The organism is Erythrobacter sp. THAF29 (genome assembly GCF_009363635.1).
In the GTDB taxonomy this organism is placed as follows: domain Bacteria; phylum Pseudomonadota; class Alphaproteobacteria; order Sphingomonadales; family Sphingomonadaceae; genus Erythrobacter.
On the sequence record NZ_CP045392.1, the window covers coordinates 2,741,777 to 2,761,188 of the forward strand.

General features: G+C 60.1%; 18 protein-coding genes. 6 read left to right on the forward strand and 12 right to left on the reverse strand.

What is annotated here, in order from left to right:
• Nucleotides 1-27 precede the first annotated feature (27 nt).
• Both FIU90_RS13335 and FIU90_RS13340 read right to left on the reverse strand, forming a co-directional pair.
• Entirely contained in the window at nt 28-1,479 is a 1,452-nt protein-coding gene (locus FIU90_RS13335; RefSeq protein WP_152435221.1) for an SLC5 family protein, read from the reverse strand.
• 151 nt (nt 1,480-1,630) lie between these two features.
• Complete coding sequence (locus tag FIU90_RS13340; RefSeq protein WP_152435222.1) at nt 1,631-1,894, reverse strand: hypothetical protein; 264 nt, start codon at nt 1,892-1,894, stop codon at nt 1,631-1,633.
• A gap of 165 nt (nt 1,895-2,059) precedes the next feature.
• Between FIU90_RS13340 and FIU90_RS13345 the strand changes: the two genes are divergently transcribed.
• The 4 genes from FIU90_RS13345 to galK are packed head-to-tail and all read left to right on the forward strand — an operon-like array spanning nt 2,060 to nt 7,945.
• On the forward strand, nt 2,060-4,330 hold the full coding sequence (locus tag FIU90_RS13345; RefSeq protein WP_234029527.1) for an alpha-galactosidase: 2,271 nt from the start codon (nt 2,060-2,062) through the stop codon (nt 4,328-4,330).
• Between the two features lie 8 nt (nt 4,331-4,338).
• Nucleotides 4,339-5,832, forward strand: coding sequence for a glycerol-3-phosphate dehydrogenase (gene glpD, locus FIU90_RS13350; protein ID WP_152435223.1), 1,494 nt, complete (start codon nt 4,339-4,341; stop codon nt 5,830-5,832).
• Nucleotides 5,829-6,899: a galactose-1-phosphate uridylyltransferase gene (locus tag FIU90_RS13355; protein ID WP_234029528.1), complete on the forward strand. Its 1,071-nt coding sequence runs from the start codon at nt 5,829-5,831 to the stop codon at nt 6,897-6,899. Before glpD ends, FIU90_RS13355 begins: the two co-directional genes overlap by 4 nt.
• 2 nt (nt 6,900-6,901) lie before the next feature.
• The gene (galK, locus tag FIU90_RS13360) at nt 6,902-7,945 is read left to right on the forward strand and encodes a galactokinase (protein WP_152435224.1); all 1,044 of its coding nucleotides are present in this window, start codon (nt 6,902-6,904) and stop codon (nt 7,943-7,945) included.
• Here galK and FIU90_RS13365 read toward each other — a convergent pair.
• Both FIU90_RS13365 and FIU90_RS13370 read right to left on the reverse strand, forming a co-directional pair.
• Nucleotides 7,942-8,658 (reverse strand): site-2 protease family protein, encoded by a 717-nt coding sequence (locus tag FIU90_RS13365; protein ID WP_152435225.1) that lies wholly within the window; start codon nt 8,656-8,658, stop codon nt 7,942-7,944. The genes galK and FIU90_RS13365 overlap by 4 nt on opposite strands.
• 32 nt (nt 8,659-8,690) lie before the next feature.
• Nucleotides 8,691-9,266, reverse strand: coding sequence for a thymidine kinase (locus FIU90_RS13370; protein WP_152435226.1), 576 nt, complete (start codon nt 9,264-9,266; stop codon nt 8,691-8,693).
• 147 nt (nt 9,267-9,413) lie between these two features.
• Between FIU90_RS13370 and FIU90_RS13375 the strand changes: the two genes are divergently transcribed.
• Both FIU90_RS13375 and FIU90_RS13380 read left to right on the forward strand, forming a co-directional pair.
• Nucleotides 9,414-11,045 carry an AbgT family transporter gene (locus FIU90_RS13375; protein ID WP_152435227.1) on the forward strand — a complete coding sequence of 544 codons (1,632 nt, stop codon included), beginning with the start codon at nt 9,414-9,416 and terminating at the stop codon, nt 11,043-11,045.
• 75 nt (nt 11,046-11,120) lie between these two features.
• On the forward strand, nt 11,121-11,705 hold the full coding sequence (locus tag FIU90_RS13380) for a YceI family protein (protein WP_152435228.1): 585 nt from the start codon (nt 11,121-11,123) through the stop codon (nt 11,703-11,705).
• A gap of 4 nt (nt 11,706-11,709) precedes the next feature.
• Here FIU90_RS13380 and FIU90_RS13385 read toward each other — a convergent pair whose 3' ends face one another.
• The 8 genes from FIU90_RS13385 to rimP all read right to left on the reverse strand — a co-directional run bounded on the left by FIU90_RS13385 (nt 11,710) and on the right by rimP (nt 19,291).
• A complete protein-coding gene (locus FIU90_RS13385) occupies nt 11,710-12,201 on the reverse strand; it encodes a GNAT family N-acetyltransferase (protein ID WP_172970269.1) in 492 nt (163 codons plus the stop codon).
• Nucleotides 12,194-12,604, reverse strand: a complete 411-nt coding sequence (gene rbfA, locus FIU90_RS13390) for a 30S ribosome-binding factor RbfA (RefSeq protein ID WP_152435230.1) — start codon at nt 12,602-12,604, stop codon at nt 12,194-12,196. Before rbfA ends, FIU90_RS13385 begins: the two co-directional genes overlap by 8 nt.
• A gap of 4 nt (nt 12,605-12,608) precedes the next feature.
• Nucleotides 12,609-13,154, reverse strand: a complete 546-nt coding sequence (locus FIU90_RS13395; RefSeq protein ID WP_152435231.1) for a DUF1697 domain-containing protein — start codon at nt 13,152-13,154, stop codon at nt 12,609-12,611.
• Nucleotides 13,154-13,597, reverse strand: coding sequence for a PaaI family thioesterase (locus tag FIU90_RS13400; protein WP_152435232.1), 444 nt, complete (start codon nt 13,595-13,597; stop codon nt 13,154-13,156). The genes FIU90_RS13395 and FIU90_RS13400 overlap by 1 nt, the downstream gene beginning before the upstream one ends.
• A gap of 152 nt (nt 13,598-13,749) precedes the next feature.
• Entirely contained in the window at nt 13,750-16,287 is a 2,538-nt protein-coding gene (gene infB / locus FIU90_RS13405) for a translation initiation factor IF-2 (protein ID WP_152435233.1), read from the reverse strand.
• Nucleotides 16,288-16,315: 28 nt separating this feature from the next.
• Nucleotides 16,316-17,089: a DUF448 domain-containing protein gene (locus FIU90_RS13410; RefSeq protein ID WP_152435234.1), complete on the reverse strand. Its 774-nt coding sequence runs from the start codon at nt 17,087-17,089 to the stop codon at nt 16,316-16,318.
• Entirely contained in the window at nt 17,070-18,713 is a 1,644-nt protein-coding gene (gene nusA / locus FIU90_RS13415) for a transcription termination factor NusA (protein ID WP_152435235.1), read from the reverse strand. The genes FIU90_RS13410 and nusA overlap by 20 nt, the downstream gene beginning before the upstream one ends.
• Nucleotides 18,713-19,291 (reverse strand): ribosome maturation protein RimP, encoded by a 579-nt coding sequence (gene rimP / locus FIU90_RS13420; protein ID WP_152435236.1) that lies wholly within the window; start codon nt 19,289-19,291, stop codon nt 18,713-18,715. Before rimP ends, nusA begins: the two co-directional genes overlap by 1 nt.
• Between the last annotated feature and the right edge of the window lie 121 nt (nt 19,292-19,412).

The window sequence follows — 19,412 nt, forward strand, 5'->3', positions numbered from 1 at the left end:
AGGCGGTAGGCCCAAGCGGTTCAAGGCTCAAGCTGTTGCGGGTTGCGGCTCGCCCTTGCCGATGGCCAACTCCGCGCTCTGTCCGAACACCACCCGATTGACCGTCAGCGAAGTCGCAATCGAGAGGATCAGCGTCACCGCCATGCCGTGTATGTAGTGCGCCGGTTGCCAGTACATGCTCCAGAAAGCATAGAAGGCAACCCCGGTCACCACCCCGACCATAGCTGCCGCGGCCTTCACATTGCGGAACATCAATCCGACGATGAATGCCGAGAGGATCGGCATCGAGAGCAAACCGTAGAGCTGCTGTACTGTGTTGATCAGGCTTTCCTGGCTGGCGAAGAATGGAACCAGAGTCAGAGCAAGAAGGCTCATCACTATGGAGACGATCGCGCCCAGCCTCCCGACCTTCTTGACTTCGCCGACATAGGCCTCGTGCATGTCGCAAACATAAAGCGCAGCCGATGCGTTGAGGATCGAGTTGAAGGTCGTGAGCACCGCAGCGAAAATTGCCGCAGCAAAGGCGCCAGACAACCACAGAGGCAGAACTTCGCCTACGATCATTCCATATGCCGGATCGCCGACATCACCGAACATCTTGTATGAGACAATGCCGGGCACGACGACGATAACGGGAACAATCAACAGCCTGATAGCCGCCGCCACAAGCACGCCCCTTTGCGCTTCCCTGATGTTGGGTGCAGCCATGGCGCGCTGCGTGATGGTCTGGTTCGTCGACCAGTAAAACGTCTGGATGAAGATCATTCCCGTCAGCAGAGTGTGCCAGGGAATGGGGCTGTTATCGTCGCCGATAAGCGTCAACCGCTCGGCCGGAATGCCGGTAAAGTCGAAGTCGATCGCGGCGAGTGCGAGATAGACCACGAGGAGCGCCATTCCGAGGATGAGCACGCCCGAATAAGTGTCGGACACAGCAACCGCACGCAATCCGCCGAAAATCGCATAAGCTGCGCCCACCGTGGCCAGGATGACCGATAGCACCATGATCGTGCCGAGATCGCTCTCCATCCCCACAAGCGACAAAAGGAACAGCGAGCCGCCGTACAGAATGGCTGGCAAGAAGATGAAGAGATTCCCGAATAGAAACAGCAGGCTGATCAGCGCGCGGATGTGCTTGTCGCCGTACTTCTTCTGCAGCAGCTCGGTCGTCGTCGTGCAATTGTTGCGGTAGTAAACCGGCAAAAACACGAAAGCGAGAATGAAGAGCCCCGCTACGGCGGCGAATTCCCACCAGGCGAGCAGCGCCATCTGGTTGCCGTTCATCCCGACCAGTTGGTCCGTGGAAAGATTGGTGAGCGTGATCGACCCTGCGACGAAGTACCAGGCCAGTCCGCCATTCGCGAGGAAATAGTCCCGCTCGTCACCCGTACCCGAACCGCGTTTTCCGCGACAATGCATATAGGTGGCAAAGGCAATCAGCGCAGTGATGCCCAGAAAAACCGCGACCTGGATTGTGCTCATCGAACCGTCTCTCCCTGCCGCGCTCTATCGACGTCGGCTTGCGCCATACCTGTCATAGCTTGCCCGAGGTGAACACCCTCGCCCTTGAAAAGGTGCCCGGAATTGGGAGCGGCGGATTCGACTTGCCCGAATTCCTCTCGCCGACTTCGGCCTAGCGGAGAGCCGGGAACTCGGTGCCCGATGCCCGAGACCACGACTCTCCCGCTATAATTTTCGGGCCGTCGGTCGTCTCCAGCTCGATGCCGCGCTCGTCGCGGTAGCTGCCGTGACCGCGTGTGACGTAGACGAGCGTAAAGTGCGGCAAAGTCCGTTTCGCCGTCAGCACGCCCACGCCCTTATTCAGAAAACAGGCGATCTTGATGCCACCAATTGGAGAAAGGTGCAGGTTTTGCTTATAGACCTTTTCTTCCCACATTCCCGTTCTCCAGCACCCAATGCTCCGAATACCAAAAACTGCATGCGCTGCCAAAAGACCACTTCACAAACCGACCTGATTGGCGCGATTGTCGGATTTCGCGCGATCGAAGGATTAGAGACCTAATGCAGCTGTTCGGCTGTGACCGGGGGATGGATTCATTGGATGGATGAGAATGCTGAGAACAACAGCACCGGGTTTGATCAAGAACCAGGATCCGATCCGGCGATGAATGAGAATATGGCGGTCCAACAACACGGCCCCATTCCTGCGGACGACCCGGGCGAAAACTCCAAGAGTTCGCACACGTTTTTCGAACTGCGCGCGGGCGGGACCTTTATCGCGCTCGAAGCGAGCAAGGGACTTCGCCCGATCATGCTTTATGCCGGCTGCGACCTGCCAGGGGTATCACCCGAAGAACTGGCCAAACTGGCAACCCGGCAGCATGCCCCCGGGAGCGCTTCGGTTCCGTTGAGAGGTTCGCTTCTGAATGAGATCGGGACTGGCATTTCGGGCCCTTCAGGCTTCATCGCCCAAAGGTCGGGCAAGGATTGGGCGGTCGATTTCAGAATCGTGAAGGTCGAGCAGGAGACGCCAGCATCAATCACGATCTGTTGCGAAGACGCCAATACCGGCATTGCCGCTCGTCACGCTCTTTCAATCCAACCCGCTACGGGGATGCTCGTTGCGAATACCACCATCGAGAATTGTGCCGATGAGGATCTCGAAGTCGATTGGTGTACGGCACTTTGCTTGCCGGTCGATCCGCGCCTGGCCCGCTTCCTTAGCTTCACGGGCAAGTGGGCAAATGAGTTTGCGATCGAAGAAGTTGATCTTTTTCAGGGCAGCATCGTGCGGGAGAACAAGTCGGGAAGGACCAGCCACAACGTCTTTCCGGGAGGCATGCTTACAGGGCCTTCAACTACCGAATTCGAAGGTGCGGCTGTGGGTTTCCATCTCGCTTGGAGCGGAAATCACAGGCTGAGGATTGACCGGCACAGCGATGGTCAATCACTCGTTCAATTGGGTGAAATGACATTTCCGGGTGAGATCAGGCTGGCCAAGGGCGAAAGCTACCGCACACCCGATGTCCTTGTCACGTGGTCGAATGGCGGCCTCAACGCGGTCAGCCATGCGTTTCACGATTACCTGTTGAATCATGCGAGTGACGGTCGGATCAAGAAGAAACCGCGCCCCGTGCACTACAACACCTGGGAAGCGGTTTATTTCAATCATGACGAGCAAACGCTCCTGGAACTTGCGGAGGCTGCGGCGGACGTCGGGGCGGAGAGATTCGTGCTCGACGACGGCTGGTTTGGCGGACGACGCCATGACGGTGCGGGCCTTGGCGACTGGTGGGTTTCGCCCGAAGTCTATCCCAACGGCCTTAACGCCATCGCCGATCGCGTGCGCGAGCTTGGCATGGAGTTCGGCCTCTGGTTCGAGCCGGAAATGGTCAATCCCGACAGTGACCTCTATCGCGCGCATCCGGACTGGGTCCTGAAGGCGGACGGGGTCGATACCGTCCCTTTCCGCGGACAGTTGACGTTGGACCTGACGAAGCCGGACGTGTTCAGTTACCTTTTCGACCGGATAACCGAAATCGTATCGACCTATCGCATCGCTTACATCAAGTGGGATATGAACCGCGATACGAATCATCCGGCCAGCAGCGGTCGCGGGGCGATGCATCGCCAGACGCTGGCCGTCTATCGGCTTATTCAGCAGATCCGCGATGCCCATCCGGATATAGAGATCGAGAGTTGCTCATCCGGAGGGGCAAGGGCCGATTTCGGTATCATGCGCTACGCCGACCGGATCTGGACCTCGGACAACAACGATGCACGCCAGCGACACCACATCATGCGCGGCGCAAGCCACTTTTTCCCGTTACGTGTACTCGGCAACCATGTCGGTCCTCATCGATGTCATATAACCGGGCGAGAATTCAGCATGGCATTCCGCGTAGGAAGTGCGATTTTGGGCCATATGGGCATGGAACTCGACCTGCGCGAGGAAAGCCCGGCAGACCGCAAGACGCTCAAGGCAGGCATCGCCCTTCACAAGCAATACCGCGACCTCATTCATTCCGGACGGTTTAAGCGGCTGCATTCGGCCGCGAATACGAATTTCGTCGCCTGCGTGTCGCAAGATCGCGCTGAAGCCCTTTTCGCCTACACCAAGCTCGACACGGAATTGCCGACCTTGCCGCAGCGGATTCACTTCACCGGAATCGATCCGGCCCTCACCTATCGCGTCCACCTGGTCTGGCCGCAGCACAATCCTTCGATCAGCATGCCTTCGATTGTCGATGCGGCAGACTTGTTGCGTGACGGAAGCGTTTTTTCGGGTGCGGCCTTGATCGAACATGGTATGCAGCCGCCGCTGACCTTCCCAGATATGTGCCTGATCTACCATCTCGAAGCCTGCGAGTGAGCCACTGAATGAGCGAGCATTTCGATCTACTGGTGATCGGCGGCGGGATAAATGGTGCAGGCATCGCACGCGATGCCGCAGGTCGAGGCCTCAAAGTTCTTCTGGTCGAGAAGGACGATCTCGCCAGCCACACCTCTTCCGCTTCTACCAAGCTCGTCCATGGGGGCCTTCGCTATCTCGAACATCTCGAATTTCGACTGGTCAGAGAAAGCCTGATTGAGCGCGAACGGCTGCTGAAAATCGCGCCGCACATAATCTGGCCGCTGCGCTTTGTCTTACCGCATGATGCCGGTCTGCGCCCAAAGTGGATGCTGCGCCTCGGGTTGTTTCTCTATGATCATCTTGGCGGGCGAAAACTCCTCCCGCCAACACGAACGGTGAATCTGCGTGAACCGCCGCATGCCGATGTGCTGGAGGAACGCCTCACCAAAGGCTTTGAATATTCCGATTGCTGGGTCGAGGATTCCCGCCTCGTGGTGCTCAATTGCGTCGATGCCAAGGAGCGGGGTGCGGACATTCGCACGCGGACCGAATGCATCGCTTTAGAACGCGGCGAAGAGCATTGGACAGCAACACTCAAAGGCGCAGACGGCGAGGAAGCTATCTCCGCGCGAATGGTCGTCAACGCGGCCGGACCCTGGGTAGACGAAGTCCTTGGCAATGCTGTTCCTGGCGAGCGGCATGAAAATCTTCGCCTTGTCAAAGGCAGTCACCTCATCTTCCCGCGCCTGTTCGAAGGCGAGCATTGCTATATCTTCCAGAACAAGGACGATCGTATCATTTTCGCGATCCCCTATGAACGCGAATTCACGCTGGTTGGCACGACCGACCAGGCTTTCGAAGGCGATCCCGACACCATCGAGATCTCACCTGAGGAATCACGCTATATCTGCGAGGCGGCGAATGAATATCTGCGCGTCGACGTGTCGCCCGGGCAAGCCGTGTCGAGCTATGCCGGAGTGCGCCCACTTTACGACGACAAGGCCGCGAGCAATTCGACCGTAACGCGCGATTACGTGTTTGAACTCGACAAGGGGCACGATGGCAAAGCCCCTGCCCTGCTGTCGATCTTCGGCGGCAAGATCACAACCTATCGCAAGCTTGCCGAGCATGCGTTGGAAAAACTGCGCGTTCCCGGACAAAAGTGGACCGCTGAGAATGCGCTACCTGGCGGCGATATCGACCCCACTGCGTTTGACAGCTTCGTAGACGAAACGGCGCGGAGATATCCTTGGCTGCCGCAAAGCGCCCTTGCCCGGCTCACCCGGGCCTATGGGACAAGAATTGAGATGCTTTTGGCCGATGCGCAAGGACTGAACGATCTCGGTCCGCATATCGGCGGCGATCTATACGCGCGTGAACTCGAATATCTCGCCGACCATGAATTCGCCCTTTGTGCCGAGGATGTGCTGTGGCGGCGGAGCAAACTCAAGCTTCACCTCGATGAGGCCGCGCAAACGCGTGTCCACGATTGGTTCGAGGCGCGGAAGGTATCCGCGTGACCCAATTGTCGCGCAGCCTCGGCGGAAAGCCGACATTTCGCCGCGATCATCGCAAGGCCGATGGGCGGATGCTCTACCTTTATGGTCGCAAACTGCATGATCTGGAGGCTCAAGCTGAAAGCGCGGATGAGATCGCGCAAGGCGGTGAAATCCGTCACCATCCCCTACGCGATGAGTGGAACGTCTATGCGGCCCACCGTCAGAACCGAACATTCAAGCCGTCTGCCGCGCAGGACCCGCTCGCACCGACAATTCCCGGCGGGCCGAAAACAGAAATCCCGTTCGAAGAATTCGAACTCGCAATTTTCGAAAACAAGTTCGCAGCGTTTCACCCTAGCGCTTCAAGCGCCGCAAAACTTGGCACTGTCGCGACGGAACCGGCCAGGGGCGCCTGCGACGTCGTGGTCTTCGGTCCGGAACCAAGCGGAAGCCTGCACACGGTAGGCGAAGATCGGCGGCAAGTCCTTCTCGCCGCCCTGATAGATCGATACGAAACCTTGTTTGCGCAGGGGTGTGGTTACGTTCTTCCGTTTGAGAATCGAGGGGATGAGGTGGGCGTGACGCTCCATCACCCGCACGGGCAGATTTACGGTTTCGAACGCATACCGCAGGTCCAGCAGCGCGCGATCGATGCTTTCGACGGAGGGTACGACCTCGCCAGTGAAATCGACGCCGCGATGCCGGCATACGGGATCGGTGAGGATGGCGGTATTGCTGCCTTCGTTCCGCGCTTTGCCCGCTTTCCCTACGAGGTCTGGCTCGCCCCGCGCAATCGGCGCGAAGGCCCGTGGGATTGCACACCCGAAGAACTCGAGGCACTCTCTTACTGGCTAGGCGAGGTTACGCGGCGCTATGACGCGCTGTTCGAACAGCCAGCCGCGACCATGATGGCATTCCATGCCGCGCCGCGCGGAGGCTCGTCAGGCTATCACTTTACGGTCCAGTTCTATCCGCTCCTGCGAGCGCCAGGCCGGATCAAATACCTTGCCTCTGTCGAGCAACACACCGGTACCTTTACCGTCGACGTCATGCCGGAAACCGCGGCGAGACTGCTGCGCGAGATTTGAACATGGCGAATATCTACACAGGCAGCGCGCCCGGGCGGGTTAATCTTATCGGTGAGCACACCGACTACAATGGCGGCATGGTTCTGCCTGCTGCGCTCTCCGTCGGGCTGGAGGTTTCGCTCGCCCCGCGCAGCGACAGCGCTGTAGCTATCAGCTCGTCCGGTTATGACGCGCCCGCAATACGCGACCTCGCCGACGATGCGTCGGGAGAGTGGCCGGACGCCTGCGTGGGCGCAATCCGCGAGGCGAACGTGCTTGGCCTGCTTGATGGCGGCGCGACGCTCGACATCGCCTCCACTATTCCCGAAGGTTCGGGCCTTTCCTCCTCGGCCGCGCTCATCGTTGCAATCCTGAAGGCAGCGCGCGCGCGCGTTATCGAGGGTCCGAGCGATGTCGATATCGCCATCGCGGCGCGCCGGGTCGAAAATCGCTATATGAATGTGCCGTGCGGGATCATGGACCAGATGGCAGTCGCGCTGGCGACGCCGGGCACAGCCATGGCGCTCGATACCAAAAAACTGGCCTACGGCCTGGTTCCCCTTCCCGCCAGCCATGAAATGGTAGTCGTACACTCGGGTGTCACACGCAAGCTCACCGACGGTCGTTACGCTGCGCGCAAGGAAGAATGCGACGCGGCCAAGCGCTATTTCCGGACCGAAGACCTTTGTCTGCTCAATTGGGATACGGTGTCGGCAAGCGACCTCGATGAAACCCCGAAGAAGCGGACGCTTCACTGCATCGGCGAAAACACACGGGTCCATGCTGCAATCGCAGCACTCGATGCCGGCAACATCGCAGCGTTCGGTGACGCGATGAACGAAAGCCACGTCTCGATGCGTGATCTGTTCGAAATGTCGTTACCAGAGATAGACGCGCTCGTAGCGTCCGCCACCGATCTGGGCGCGGTTGGTGCGCGTCTAACCGGGGGAGGATTCGGCGGGTGCATAGTCGCCTGCATCGAAAAAGGCGCTCGCGAGGATTGGCTCGAGGCGCTGCTCTCCCGACACCCCGAATCGCGCTTCATCGACGCGGTGAGCGGCGGTTAGTTGCCCGCGATGAGCGCGGCGATGTCGAGGTAAAACGACATCGCCCATTCAACGGGAGGCATGATGAATTGCGAGATCCAACCCGTTCCGAATGCCCAGCTAGCAGCAATCAGCGCGATCAGCAGAAACATCCCGACCTGCTGCAAGCGGTCCCACCCGGCCTGCATGCTCCTCGGGAGTAAGCCACCGACAATATGCGACCCATCGAATGGCGGTATCGGCAAGAGATTGAACAGGCCAAGGAATACGTTGATCAACATCATGTAGAACAGCATCGTTGTCAGCGGTCGGAAATCGCCTGCGGCATCCTCGATCAGCATTGCGGAACCAGCCGTGCTTCCGAACTGCGCTCCGTCAGGCGCAAATATCCCGAACAGGATCGCCGCGATCAGCGCGATGATGAAGTTGCTGGCAGGGCCAGCCGCGGCCACCGCCATCATTCCATAGCGGGGATTGCGCAAGCGCCCCTTGATTACCGGGACCGGTTTGGCCCAGCCGAATACTGGTCCACCGAACAACGCCAGCACGCCAGGAACAAGCAAGGTTCCGACGGGATCGACATGCGGGATCGGATTGAGTGTCAGCCGCCCCCGATCGCGAGCTGTGGGGTCACCCAACGCATTCGCCACATAGCCGTGCGCCACCTCGTGAAAGACGATCGCGACCACGAGGCATGGAATCAGGACAAAGGCGAGAAGAAGCGTATCGAACATCAGCTACAGGTAGGGAGCGCAGGCGCTTGGCGCTACCCGGCCAGCGCTTCGCTGAAATGTTTGCGGCACAAAGCGAGGTACCGATCGTTTCCGCCGATCTCGGTCTGAGCGCCTTCTGCGACCGGTTTACCGTCGGCGTCCACCCTGAGATTCATGCTCGCCTTTCTCCCGCAATGGCATACCGCCTTCAACTCGACGAGCGCGTCCGCAATCCCAAGCAGCGCTGCAGAACCGGGAAAAAGCTCGCCCTGGAAATCGGTGCGGATTCCGTAACACAGCACCGGGATACCGGCCTTGTCCGCCAGCTTTGCCAGCTGCCAAACCTGCTCTTTCGTCAGAAACTGTGCTTCGTCTACGAGCACGCAATCGAGCGGCTCGGCAAGGTGCGCGGAGTGGATCGCTTGCCACATATCGGTGTCGGGCCGATAGTGATGCGCGCTTGCCTCGAGCCCGATCCGGCTGCGCACCATGCCTTCCGATCGCGTATCGAGCTCGGCGGTCCATAACATCGTGCGCATGCCGCGCTCGCGATAGTTGAAATCGGCCTGGAGCAAGGTCGTCGACTTGCCGGCGTTCATGCTGGAATAGTAGAAATAGAGCTTGGCCATCGACCGTGCCTAACGCGCGCCTCACTCCCGCGCCAGACCTCCTTGAAACCATCAACAGGCACGCCATTCAGAGGGCAGACAGGCTCGGCCAGCAATGCTAGCCATGTCCGCAATAAAGCCAATCAATTCATCGACGGGGATCATTTCATGGCGACTGCAGCTTCGGCTGAGAGCAAACCGGAAGGCATGACAGGCATTCTGGGCTGGATAGAGCGTAGCGGTAACAAGCTGCCCGATCCCGTTTTCCTTTTCTTCTGGCTTATCCTGGGCCTTGTAGTCATCTCGGTAATCGCGAGCCTGACAGGCGTTTCCGCGCTGCATCCTACAGAGGTCGATCCCGATACCGGCGCGGCGACCGTTATCACCGCGACGAGTCTGCTTTCGGCGGAGAATATCCAGAAGCTTTGGGTGGAAATGCCAACCACATTTACGCACTTCCATCCGCTGGGATACGTGCTCGTGGTGATGCTGGGCGCAGGCGTGGCCGAGCGATCTGGCCTTTTCGGTACCGCGATGCGTGCTGGCGTGCGCGATGCGCCCAAGGCGCTGCTCACTCCAATCGTGGTGCTCGTCGGGATGTTGGGCAACCTCGCTGCCGATGCCGCCTACGTGGTGCTCATCCCTCTTGCAGGGATCATCTTTCACGCCGCCGGACGACACCCGATCGCAGGTATCGCGGCGACCTTTGCAGGCGTTTCGGGCGGTTTTTCAGCGAACCTTCTTCCCGGCCAGCTCGATGCATTGTTGTTTGGCATAACCGAGGCATCGGTCGAGACCGTATTTGGCGATTGGACAGCGAACATCGCCGGGAACTGGTATTTCATCGCCGCGATGACAGTCATCTTCCTTCCAGTGATCTGGTACGTCACCGACAAGATGATCGAGCCGCGGCTCGGCGCCTACAACGCGGCGAATGCTACTCATGTCGATGCCGCCGATGAGGACAGCGATCGTCCCTTGACCGACGCAGAGCGCAAAGGCCTGCGCAATGCCGGTCTTGCAGTACTTGGTGTCGTAGTCCTCTGGATCGCGATGACCTGGGGCCCTGGCACACCGCTGATCGATGAGACTGCGAGCGCCGAAGCGCAGATGACGCCGTTTTATCGCAGCCTTGTTGCAGCCTTCTTCATTCTCTTTCTTCTCGCAGGCTGGGCCTACGGCAAAGGCGCGGGAACAATCGGCGATCACCGCGACCTCGTGAAGATGATGAGCGGAGCGATGGAGGACCTTGCCTATTACCTCGTCCTCGCTTTTGCTGCTGCGCATTTCGTGGCAATGTTTGCATGGTCGAACCTCGGTCTGATCCTCGCGGTGCACGGCGCAGACTTCCTCGGCTCGACCGAGATGCCGGCTTGGCTGCTGCTCGCCTCGATCATTCTGGTCTCGGCGACGCTCAACCTGTTTGTGGGCTCCGCGAGCGCGAAGTGGGCGCTCATCTCACCGGTAATGGTGCCAATGCTGATCCTGCTCGGCATCTCGCCCGAGATGGCGACCGCTGCCTACCGCGTCGGCGACAGCGCGACCAACATCATCACCCCGCTGATGGTATACTTCCCGCTGATCCTGATCTTCTGCCAGCGCTGGGACAAGAATTTCGGCCTCGGCAGTCTTGCAGCCGTGATGCTCCCGTTCTCGGTCGGCCTTATGGTCTCAGGCCTCGCGCTTACGATTGGTTGGGTTCTGATGGACCTGCCGCTCGGCCCTGACGCAGGTGTCTGCATCGAAATTCCCGCGGCGGGAACCCAAGTGAGCGGTACATTCACCCCAGCGGCCTGTTAGTGCTATAATGGGCGGGGCAAAGGAAACACCTGCCCCGCCCGAGCATTTATGGGGGCAAGGAAAGGAGAGGGTTTGATGCCAAACTTCCGATACGCCTTGCCCGCCATGCTGGCGATCGCCGCAACCGGCGCACTGGCAACGACAAGCTCGACCCCGCGCGACTACCGGCTCGATTCCGGCGCGAGCGAGGTGCAAGCGAAGGTCGCCTTTTTTGGCCTTTCCAGCAAGTCGATGAAGTTTCCCAAGATGAGCGGGAAGGTGCGGATCGTGCCAGACGCGCTCGAACGGGCGACCATCGACGTAACTTTCGATGCGACCGCCTTGGAAGCACCCGACGAAACGACACTCAAGCGGCTGAAGAGCGAGAAGTTCTTCTGGGTCGAGAAGTATCCTACCGTCCGTTTCGTCGGCAAGGAATTGAAGCTGAAGACGGCGACCCGCGGAACAGTTTCGGGAGACCTTACTGCACGCGGTGTGACCAAGCCCCAAGTGCTCGACGTGACGTTCGACACGGATCCTGTGAAGGCCGATCCAGGCGAGGCCATAGGTTTCACCGCCACCACGACGATCGATCGGCGGCAATACGGAATGCGCAGCTACCAACTGATCGTCGGCAACAAGGTCAATATCACGATGAAAGCACGGATGGTGCCGAACTGAGCGTCTACAATTCGAGCACCCAATGCTCCGTGGTCTCCGGTCTGCCAAAGTCGTCCTGTTCCTCGCTAGCAGCCAGAGTGTAGCCTTCCGCAACGTAGAGTTTGCGCGCGCTGTCCAGCACAGCGTGGGTCATCAGAACGATCCGATCATAACCGACCTCACGCGCGAACTGCGTGCATTGCCTAACGAGAGCCATGCCGATGCCGAGGCCGCGTGCTTCGGGTTCGACATAAAGGAGCCTGAGGCGCGCTGTGCCGCCGCCCTCATCGCATATGAAAACTCCGCCTAGAATTTTCCCGTTGTGCTCGGCGACCCAGCATTGCTCACGCCCCGATTTGAATTCACGCAGAAAACGACCGGCGATGTCGTAGATCATCGCCTCCATCGGCCTGCCCCAGCCCCATTGTTCGTCGTAGAGCGCCGCCTGACGTGCGGCGATATGCCCGAGATCGCCCGATCTGAATGTTCTCAGCGCCCAGTCGGCCGCATCAGCCATCGTCGCCATCACTGTCGAGATCGCGAGCGACCTTGGGATCGCGCAGCAATTTCTCGATCCGGTCGGCCTCGGCGAAGCTCTCGTCTTTGCGGAACTTCAGCTTCGGCGCGAATTTCAGGCTCAGCCGCTTGGCGACTTCGCGTTGGAGAAAAGCGGTGTTTTGCCGCAACGCATGCACGACATCGTCCTCCCCCGCACCGAGCAATGGCTTAACGTAGGCCGTCGCATTGCGCAGATCGGGCGTCATGCGCACTTCGGTCACCGCGATGTTCGCAGCGCTCACGATATCATCGTGAACTTCCTGGCGTGCGAGAAGTTCGGACAGGATATGGCGCACCCGCTCGCCCACCTTGAGGACGCGGACCGATTGTTGTTCTGCGGTATATGGATCGCGCTTGGCCATCGGGTCACCTCATCTTCGAGAGGATGTTCTTGAGCGAGTTCATGTTACGGGCGGTGCCCTTGACCTTCAACCTGCGCTCCAGAACCTTGTTCGACAGGTCGGACAAGCCGACACCGTGAACATAGTCGAGAAACAGCACGCGGTCACCCAGCGCCAGCCGCTCGCTGCCTTTGCTCGCATGCTCAGCAATAAGCGCATCGACGGATGCCTTGTCCGGTTGCTGGCTCAGGAAGATCGAATGGACCATCTTGTCAGAACCGTGCTGCGGTCCCATGCCGTGGAACGGGTTTTCATCGATAGCGGCTTTCACTTCGTCCGCGCTGCGCACCATGGCGCACGACTTGAAGCCGAACTTCTGTTCGACGAGGCTTTCCAGCCGGATTTCGAGCATCGCCGGATCGCGGTCATCCGTGAATATAACGTTGCCGCTGGCGGCGACTGTAACGACATCCCTGAAGCCGGCACCTTCCAACGTCGTCTTGAGGTCCGCCATCTTGATCCGGTTGCCGCCGACATTGATGCTGCCGAGCAAGGCCAGGTAGCGCGCCACTAGCGCCCCATCCCGGTCTCTGTGGGTGATGGTCGCGGCGTCGGGATCGCTGTCGAGGTCGCACGGGCATAGATCGTGCCGTCTTCGCCGAGAAGTTCGCCTTCGAGGAATACAACGCGCCGTCCGGCTTTGACCACGCGGCCCTTTCCGATGATCGTCGCGCCTTCCGGAATGAGCCGGATGAGGCTCATCGACAGTTCGAGATTGAGCGGGGCGAGTTCGCCGCCACTTGAGGCAACATAGGCATAGCCCATCACGTCGTCGAGATAGCCCGCGACCAGCCCGCCCTGCACGCCGCCGCGCCAGGTGCACATCTCGCGCTTTACGGTGAAGCGCATGGTCGCGGTCTGCGGGGCTTCATCAAAGGCCACAAACCGCGATCCGAGCAGGTTGGAGTGGGGGGAGCCCGCCGCGCCTTCCTGAATTTGGTCACGCCAGTCCATAGAGTGGGCTCAACCGGACCGATCCGGACGCTCAACGTGTTCAGCAATCCGCTCCAACGCTTCAGCCTGCCTCCTGTGGAATTTGGAACTACGAAACAGGATTACGCTCAAGGCCACGAAGCCGATGAAAAGAATACCCGCAATATCTTCCATCAACCAACCTCAAGCGTCCGTTCGCGCTCCTCGACTTCAAAGACCTCGAGGTTGTCGCCCGCCTTGATGTCGTTGGTGTCCTCGAGAACCACCCCGCATTCTAGGCCCGCACGGACTTCGTCCACATCGTCCTTGAAGCGTCGCAGCGAAGCGATGGTGGTCGCCGAAACGATGACGTCCTCGCGGGTAAGACGCGCGTGGAGGCCTTTGCGGATGACGCCATCGACAACCAGCAGACCGGCTGCCTTGTCCTTCTTGCCCGCAGGGAAGACCTGCTTGACTTCTGCACGACCGACGACGGTTTCGATGCGCTCTGGGCCGAGCTCGCCCGCCATCTCTTTCGCGACTTCTTCGGTAAGGTGGTAGATGACATCGTAATACATCATCCGCACGTTATCGCGCTTCACGAGTTCGCGCGCCTTGGCGTTGGGCCGCACGTTGAAGCCGATGATCGGCGCGTTGGAGGCCGCTGCGAGCGTTACATCGCTTTCTGTGATCGCACCAACGCCCGCGTGGAGCACGCGCACCTTGATCTCGTCGTTCGAGATATTGTGGAGCGCATTGACGATTGCTTCGACCGAACCCTGCACGTCCGCTTTTACAAGGACCGGCCATTCGATGACATTCGATGCGAGGTTGTTGAACATCGTGTCGAAGTTCGTCGGAGCCAGTGCCGTGCGCTTTTCGGTCGCTTTTTCCTGACGGTACTGGGCGACTTCGCGGGCGCGCTGCTCGTTCTCCACGACGGTGAGCTGATCGCCGGCCGAGGGCACGCCGGACAGGCCTAGCACCTCCACCGGCATTGACGGACCGGCTTCCTTGATCTGCTTGCCCTCATCGTTGATGAGCGCGCGCACTCGGCCGCTCTCGGTGCCGACAACGAAGGTGTCGCCGCGCTTCAATGTACCGCGCGTTACGAGAACGGTTGCTACCGGGCCGCGCCCCTTGTCGAGCTTGGCTTCGATCACAATGGCATCGGCCGGACGATCCGGATTCGCCTTGAGCTCGAGCAGTTCGGCCTGGAGCTGGATTTTCTCGATCAGCTCGTCGAGCCCAGTCTTCTCCTTGGCCGAGATCTCGACGTCCTGGACATCGCCGGAAAGCTTCTCGACGATCACTTCGTGTTCGAGCAGGCGGTTGCGGATATTGTCCGCATTCGCTTCGGGCTTGTCCATCTTGTTGATCGCGACGATCATCGGCACACCGGCTGCCTTGGTATGATTGATGGCCTCGATCGTCTGCGGCATGATGCCGTCATCCGCCGCAACAACCAGCACCACAATATCGGTCACGTTCGCACCGCGCGCGCGCATTTCGCTGAACGCGGCGTGGCCCGGCGTGTCGAGGAAAGTGATCTTCTGCTTGTCCTTGGTGGTGATCTGGTAGCTGCCGATATGCTGGGTAATGCCACCGGCCTCGCCCTTGGTCACATCGGTCCCGCGCAGCGCATCGAGCAGCGAAGTCTTGCCGTGATCGACATGACCCATGATTGTGACGACCGGCGGGCGCGGCTTCAGCGTCTCTTCCGGATCGACATCCTCTTCGGCCTGGATATCGACATCGGCCTCGGACACTTTCTGAATATTGTGGCCGAACTGTTCGACCAGCAGTTCCGCAGTGTCTTGGTCGATCGTCTGGTTGACGGTGACCATCATATCGAGGTTGAAAAGCTCCTTCACGAGATCGGCGCCTTTCTCGCCCATGCGCTTGGCGAGCTCGCCCACGGTGATCGCTTCGGGAACGACCACGTCGCGGACCTGCTTTTCACGCGGCTTGGCAGGGCCGCCCTGTGCGCGGCGTTCCTTTTCGCGGGCACGCTTGAGCGCGGCGAGCGAACGCGCGCGGCGCCCCTCGTCCTCGTTGAGAGCCTTGGAGACTGTAAGCTTCCCGGAACGGCGCTTGTCCTTGCCCCCGCCGGTATCCTTGACCGCGCGCTTGTCTTCCTTCTTCTTCTTTTCGGGGCGCTTGGGTTCGGGCCGAGCGACGGGTGTAAACTTGCGCGGCGAAGGTGTGGGCGTGCTTTTCGTTGCAGCGCCAGAATCCGCGTCAGCGTCAGCATCAGCACCAGCATCCTGCGCTTCAGCTTCCGCCTTCTTCTCTTCAGCAGCAAGCTTTTTCGCTTCTGCCTCGGCCTTCTTGTTTTCTTCGGCGCGCTTTTTCTCTTCGGCGGCTTCCTTCTTGGCTCGCTGCTCGTCACGCTTGCGCGCTTCCTCTGCGAGCCTCAGGCGCTCTTCCTCAGCTTCGCGCTGGAGGCGCGCGACGCGTTCCTGCGGGGTCTCGGTGTCCGCAGCCTTGGCGGCAGGCTTCTTCGCTGCAGGCTTTTTGGCCGCTGGCTCGGGAGCTGGTGCCGGCTCGGGTGCAGGCGCCGGTTCGGGCGCGGGAGCCTCGCCAGGCTTCACGAGCTTGCGGCGGCGCTTCACTTCGACCGCGACCTTGTTGGTGCGGCCGTGGCTGAAGGTCTGCTTGACCTCGCCAGCATCGACCGCCCTCTTCAGGCCCAGCGGTTTACGTGCAGGTTTTTTATCTTCGTCGCTCATTCTAGCTCGTTAGTCCTTCGTAAGTATTCTATCGGTCGTCGCACGTTTCGGCGGGCATTGCATCCTCGCAAGCGGCTGAATTGCCACTCACAAATCGCGAAAGGCGGTTTGCTGCCTGCGCCACGCGGGTCGCCGCGCGTGCCGGATTTGACCCCTGCAGATCGGTCGGCTGCCCTGAAACGCCCAGATGGACGACATTTTCGCGGCCCAATGCCACGGAAAGCGTGTCGCGGTCCAGTGGCAAGACCAATCCGCGTCTCCCCGACCCTTCGAGATCGGAACCGACCCGCCATGCCTGGTCGAGCCGTTTTCGCGAACCTTCGCTGCTGTCGCTTGCATGCAAAAGCAGTGCGATCCGCCCTGCCCTCGCCTGTTCCTCGATCCGGCTGGAGCCGAGCACGATATTGCCTGCGCGCAGTTCCAGGCCGAGCCTGTCGGTGAGGTGACGCGTCAGTGCCATCTCGACCTGCTGCGGCAAATCATCCGAGTAGGAAAGCGTCGTGCCTTCCGGCCCACCTTTGAACGCACGCATTAGCGCCCGTTTGAGATGGCCCTCGGCGATGGCGCTTTCAAGCGCCGCGCGATCGGGCGCGATCCAGGCCCCGCGCCCGGGTGCCCTAGCGCCCGGATCAGGAAGCACTTCTCCGGCAGGAGAGATCGCCAGCCGCACGAGGCTTTCGCGCGGATGGCTCTCCCCGGAAAGGATGCAGCGCCGCTCGCTCCCGGAAGCCTGATCGGTCTTCGGGGAGGAGCCCTTGTCAGCGATGTCGGGGTTTACGCGCTCATTGGGTGGAGTCCGCATCGGCGGCCTCCTCAGCGGGAGCGGCAGTCGGCTCCTCGTCTTCGAACCAGTGAGCGCGGGCCGCCATGATGATCTCGTTGCCCTGCTCTTCGGTCAGGCCGTATTCGCCGAGCACTCCGCCCTTGTCCTGCTCGCGTTGCGGACGTCGCATGGGCGGGCCGTCGGCATTGTTGCGGCGACGCGGCGCTTCGCGCTTTTTCGCGATCAATTCGTCGGTGGCGAGATCGGCCAGGTCGTCGAGTGTCTTGATACCGGCCTTGCCAAGCGTAACCAGCATGGCTTCGGTAAGGTGCGGGATGTCGGCAAGCGCATCTTCGACGCCCAGCGCGCGGCGCTCCTCACGATAGGCGGCTTCCTGGCGCTCAAGCGCTTCGATAGCGCGGCTCTGGAGTTCCTCGGCAAGCTCCTCGTCGAAACCTTCGATGCTGGCGAGTTCGGCCTGCTCAACATACGCCACTTCCTCGAGCATCGCGAAGCCTTCGGCCACAAGCAGCTGAGAGAGGGTTTCGTCGACGTCGAGCTCTTCCTCGAACATCTTGGAGCGTTCGGCGAATTCCTTGGAGCGCTTTTCGGAAGCTTCTTCCTCGGTCATGATGTCGATCTGGTGGCCGGTGAGCTGGCTGGCGAGACGCACGTTCTGGCCACGACGACCGATCGCAAGCGAAAGCTGGTCGTCGGGAACGACGACCTCGATGCGACCATCTTCCTCGTCGAGAACCACGCGAGCCACAGTTGCCGGCTGGAGCGCGTTCACAACAAAGGTCGCGGTGTCTTCGGACCACGGGATGATGTCGATCTTTTCGCCCTGCAATTCCTGCACCACGGCCTGCACGCGGCTACCCTTCATGCCGACGCAGGCGCCGACAGGATCGATGCTCGAGTCGTGGCTGATGACGCCGATCTTGGCACGGCTTCCCGGATCGCGTGCTGCGGCCTTGATCTCGATGATGCCGTCGTAGATTTCAGGCACTTCCTGCGCGAACAGCTTTTTCATGAAATCGGGATGCGCACGGCTGAGGAAGATCTGGGGGCCGCGATTGTTGCGCTCAACCTTGGTGATGAGCGCGCGTACACGTTCGCCGACACGCGCGGCTTCGCGCGGGATCTGCTGGTCGCGGCGGATCACACCTTCTGCACGGCCAAGGTTGACGATCACATGGCCGAACTCGACCGATTTGATCACGCCGGTAATGACTTCGCCAGCGCGGTCCTTGAATTCCTCGTACTGGCGCTCACGCTCGGCATCACGAACTTTCTGAAAGATCACCTGCTTGGCCGACTGAGCGTCAATGCGACCGAGATCGACCGGGGGCAGCGGATCGACGATGAAATCACCGACCTTTGCTCCCGGCTGGAGCTTTTGCGCCTGCTTGAGATCGACCTGCTTGAAATAGTCATCGACCTCCTCGACGACCTCGACCACGCGCCACAGCGTGAGATCGCCGGTCTGCGGATCGAGCTTTGCGCGGATGTCGTTCTCTGCACCATAGCGGTTGCGCGCGCTTTTCTGGATCGCTTCTTCCATCGCTTCGATAACGATCGCCTTGTCGATCATCTTTTCCGAAGCGACCGCGTTCGCGATTGCAAGCAATTCAGCCTTGTTGGCGGAAATGGCACTGGCCATCAGTCGTCTGCCTTTTCTTCTGTGTCTTCGAGTAGTTCATCGGCGCCGCTCGCATCGAGCGGCTTGGTGGCGGCAATCAGCTTGTCGGTCAGGACCAGCTTTGCCGTATGTATCTGTTCGCGCGGGAGTTCAACCGCGCCGAGCTTGGCGTCGTCGAGCTTCACCATGCCATTTTCGAAGCCGGCAAGCTCGCCTTTGAATACGCGCTGGCCTTTCTGATCGCCAGACCAGCCCTTGGCCATCACGATGCGTGCCTCATGCCCCGCCCATTCGGTAAAATCCTTCTCACGCGTGAGTGGACGGTCGATCCCGGGCGACGAGACTTCGAGGTGATAGGCACCTTCGACCAGCACGTCGCCAGCTTCCTCGCGTGCATCGATCATGTCGGAGATGCGGCGCGACAGGGCTGCGCATTGCTCGATCACAAGCTGGCCGGTCGCCGGGTCCTCGGCCATCACCTGCAAAGCCTGGCCGCCATCGCCCGCCTCGGACGGCATCATCTGCACGCGCACGAGTTCGAAACCCAGCGCTTTCGCTTCGGGTTCGATCAGGTCTGCAATACGTGCGATGTCGGTCATCGGGGTCCGTTGTAATCAATGTCTGTGACAAAGCCGCTTCGAGCCGGCCCCTCGCGGCGCCAGCATCCAAACTTGTATCGACAATGTCGGGATGACGGTCAGATAGGCGCGGTTCGGACGC

What these genes read in the sequence shown, in the direction of transcription:
- FIU90_RS13335 (WP_152435221.1), bottom strand. Translation starts at nt 1,479, where the DNA reads ATGAGCACAATCCAGGTCGCGGTTTTTCTGGGCATCACTGCGCTGATT.
- FIU90_RS13340 (WP_152435222.1), bottom strand. Translation starts at nt 1,894, where the DNA reads ATGTGGGAAGAAAAGGTCTATAAGCAAAACCTGCACCTTTCTCCAATT.
- FIU90_RS13345 (WP_234029527.1), top strand. Translation starts at nt 2,060, where the DNA reads ATGGATGAGAATGCTGAGAACAACAGCACCGGGTTTGATCAAGAACCA.
- glpD (WP_152435223.1), top strand. Translation starts at nt 4,339, where the DNA reads ATGAGCGAGCATTTCGATCTACTGGTGATCGGCGGCGGGATAAATGGT.
- galK (WP_152435224.1), top strand. Translation starts at nt 6,902, where the DNA reads ATGGCGAATATCTACACAGGCAGCGCGCCCGGGCGGGTTAATCTTATC.
- FIU90_RS13365 (WP_152435225.1), bottom strand. Translation starts at nt 8,658, where the DNA reads ATGTTCGATACGCTTCTTCTCGCCTTTGTCCTGATTCCATGCCTCGTG.
- FIU90_RS13370 (WP_152435226.1), bottom strand. Translation starts at nt 9,266, where the DNA reads ATGGCCAAGCTCTATTTCTACTATTCCAGCATGAACGCCGGCAAGTCG.
- FIU90_RS13375 (WP_152435227.1), top strand. Translation starts at nt 9,414, where the DNA reads ATGGCGACTGCAGCTTCGGCTGAGAGCAAACCGGAAGGCATGACAGGC.
- FIU90_RS13380 (WP_152435228.1), top strand. Translation starts at nt 11,121, where the DNA reads ATGCCAAACTTCCGATACGCCTTGCCCGCCATGCTGGCGATCGCCGCA.
- FIU90_RS13385 (WP_172970269.1), bottom strand. Translation starts at nt 12,201, where the DNA reads ATGGCTGATGCGGCCGACTGGGCGCTGAGAACATTCAGATCGGGCGAT.
- rbfA (WP_152435230.1), bottom strand. Translation starts at nt 12,604, where the DNA reads ATGGCCAAGCGCGATCCATATACCGCAGAACAACAATCGGTCCGCGTC.
- FIU90_RS13400 (WP_152435232.1), bottom strand. Translation starts at nt 13,597, where the DNA reads ATGGACTGGCGTGACCAAATTCAGGAAGGCGCGGCGGGCTCCCCCCAC.
- infB (WP_152435233.1), bottom strand. Translation starts at nt 16,287, where the DNA reads ATGAGCGACGAAGATAAAAAACCTGCACGTAAACCGCTGGGCCTGAAG.
- FIU90_RS13410 (WP_152435234.1), bottom strand. Translation starts at nt 17,089, where the DNA reads ATGCGGACTCCACCCAATGAGCGCGTAAACCCCGACATCGCTGACAAG.
- nusA (WP_152435235.1), bottom strand. Translation starts at nt 18,713, where the DNA reads ATGGCCAGTGCCATTTCCGCCAACAAGGCTGAATTGCTTGCAATCGCG.
- rimP (WP_152435236.1), bottom strand. Translation starts at nt 19,291, where the DNA reads ATGACCGACATCGCACGTATTGCAGACCTGATCGAACCCGAAGCGAAA.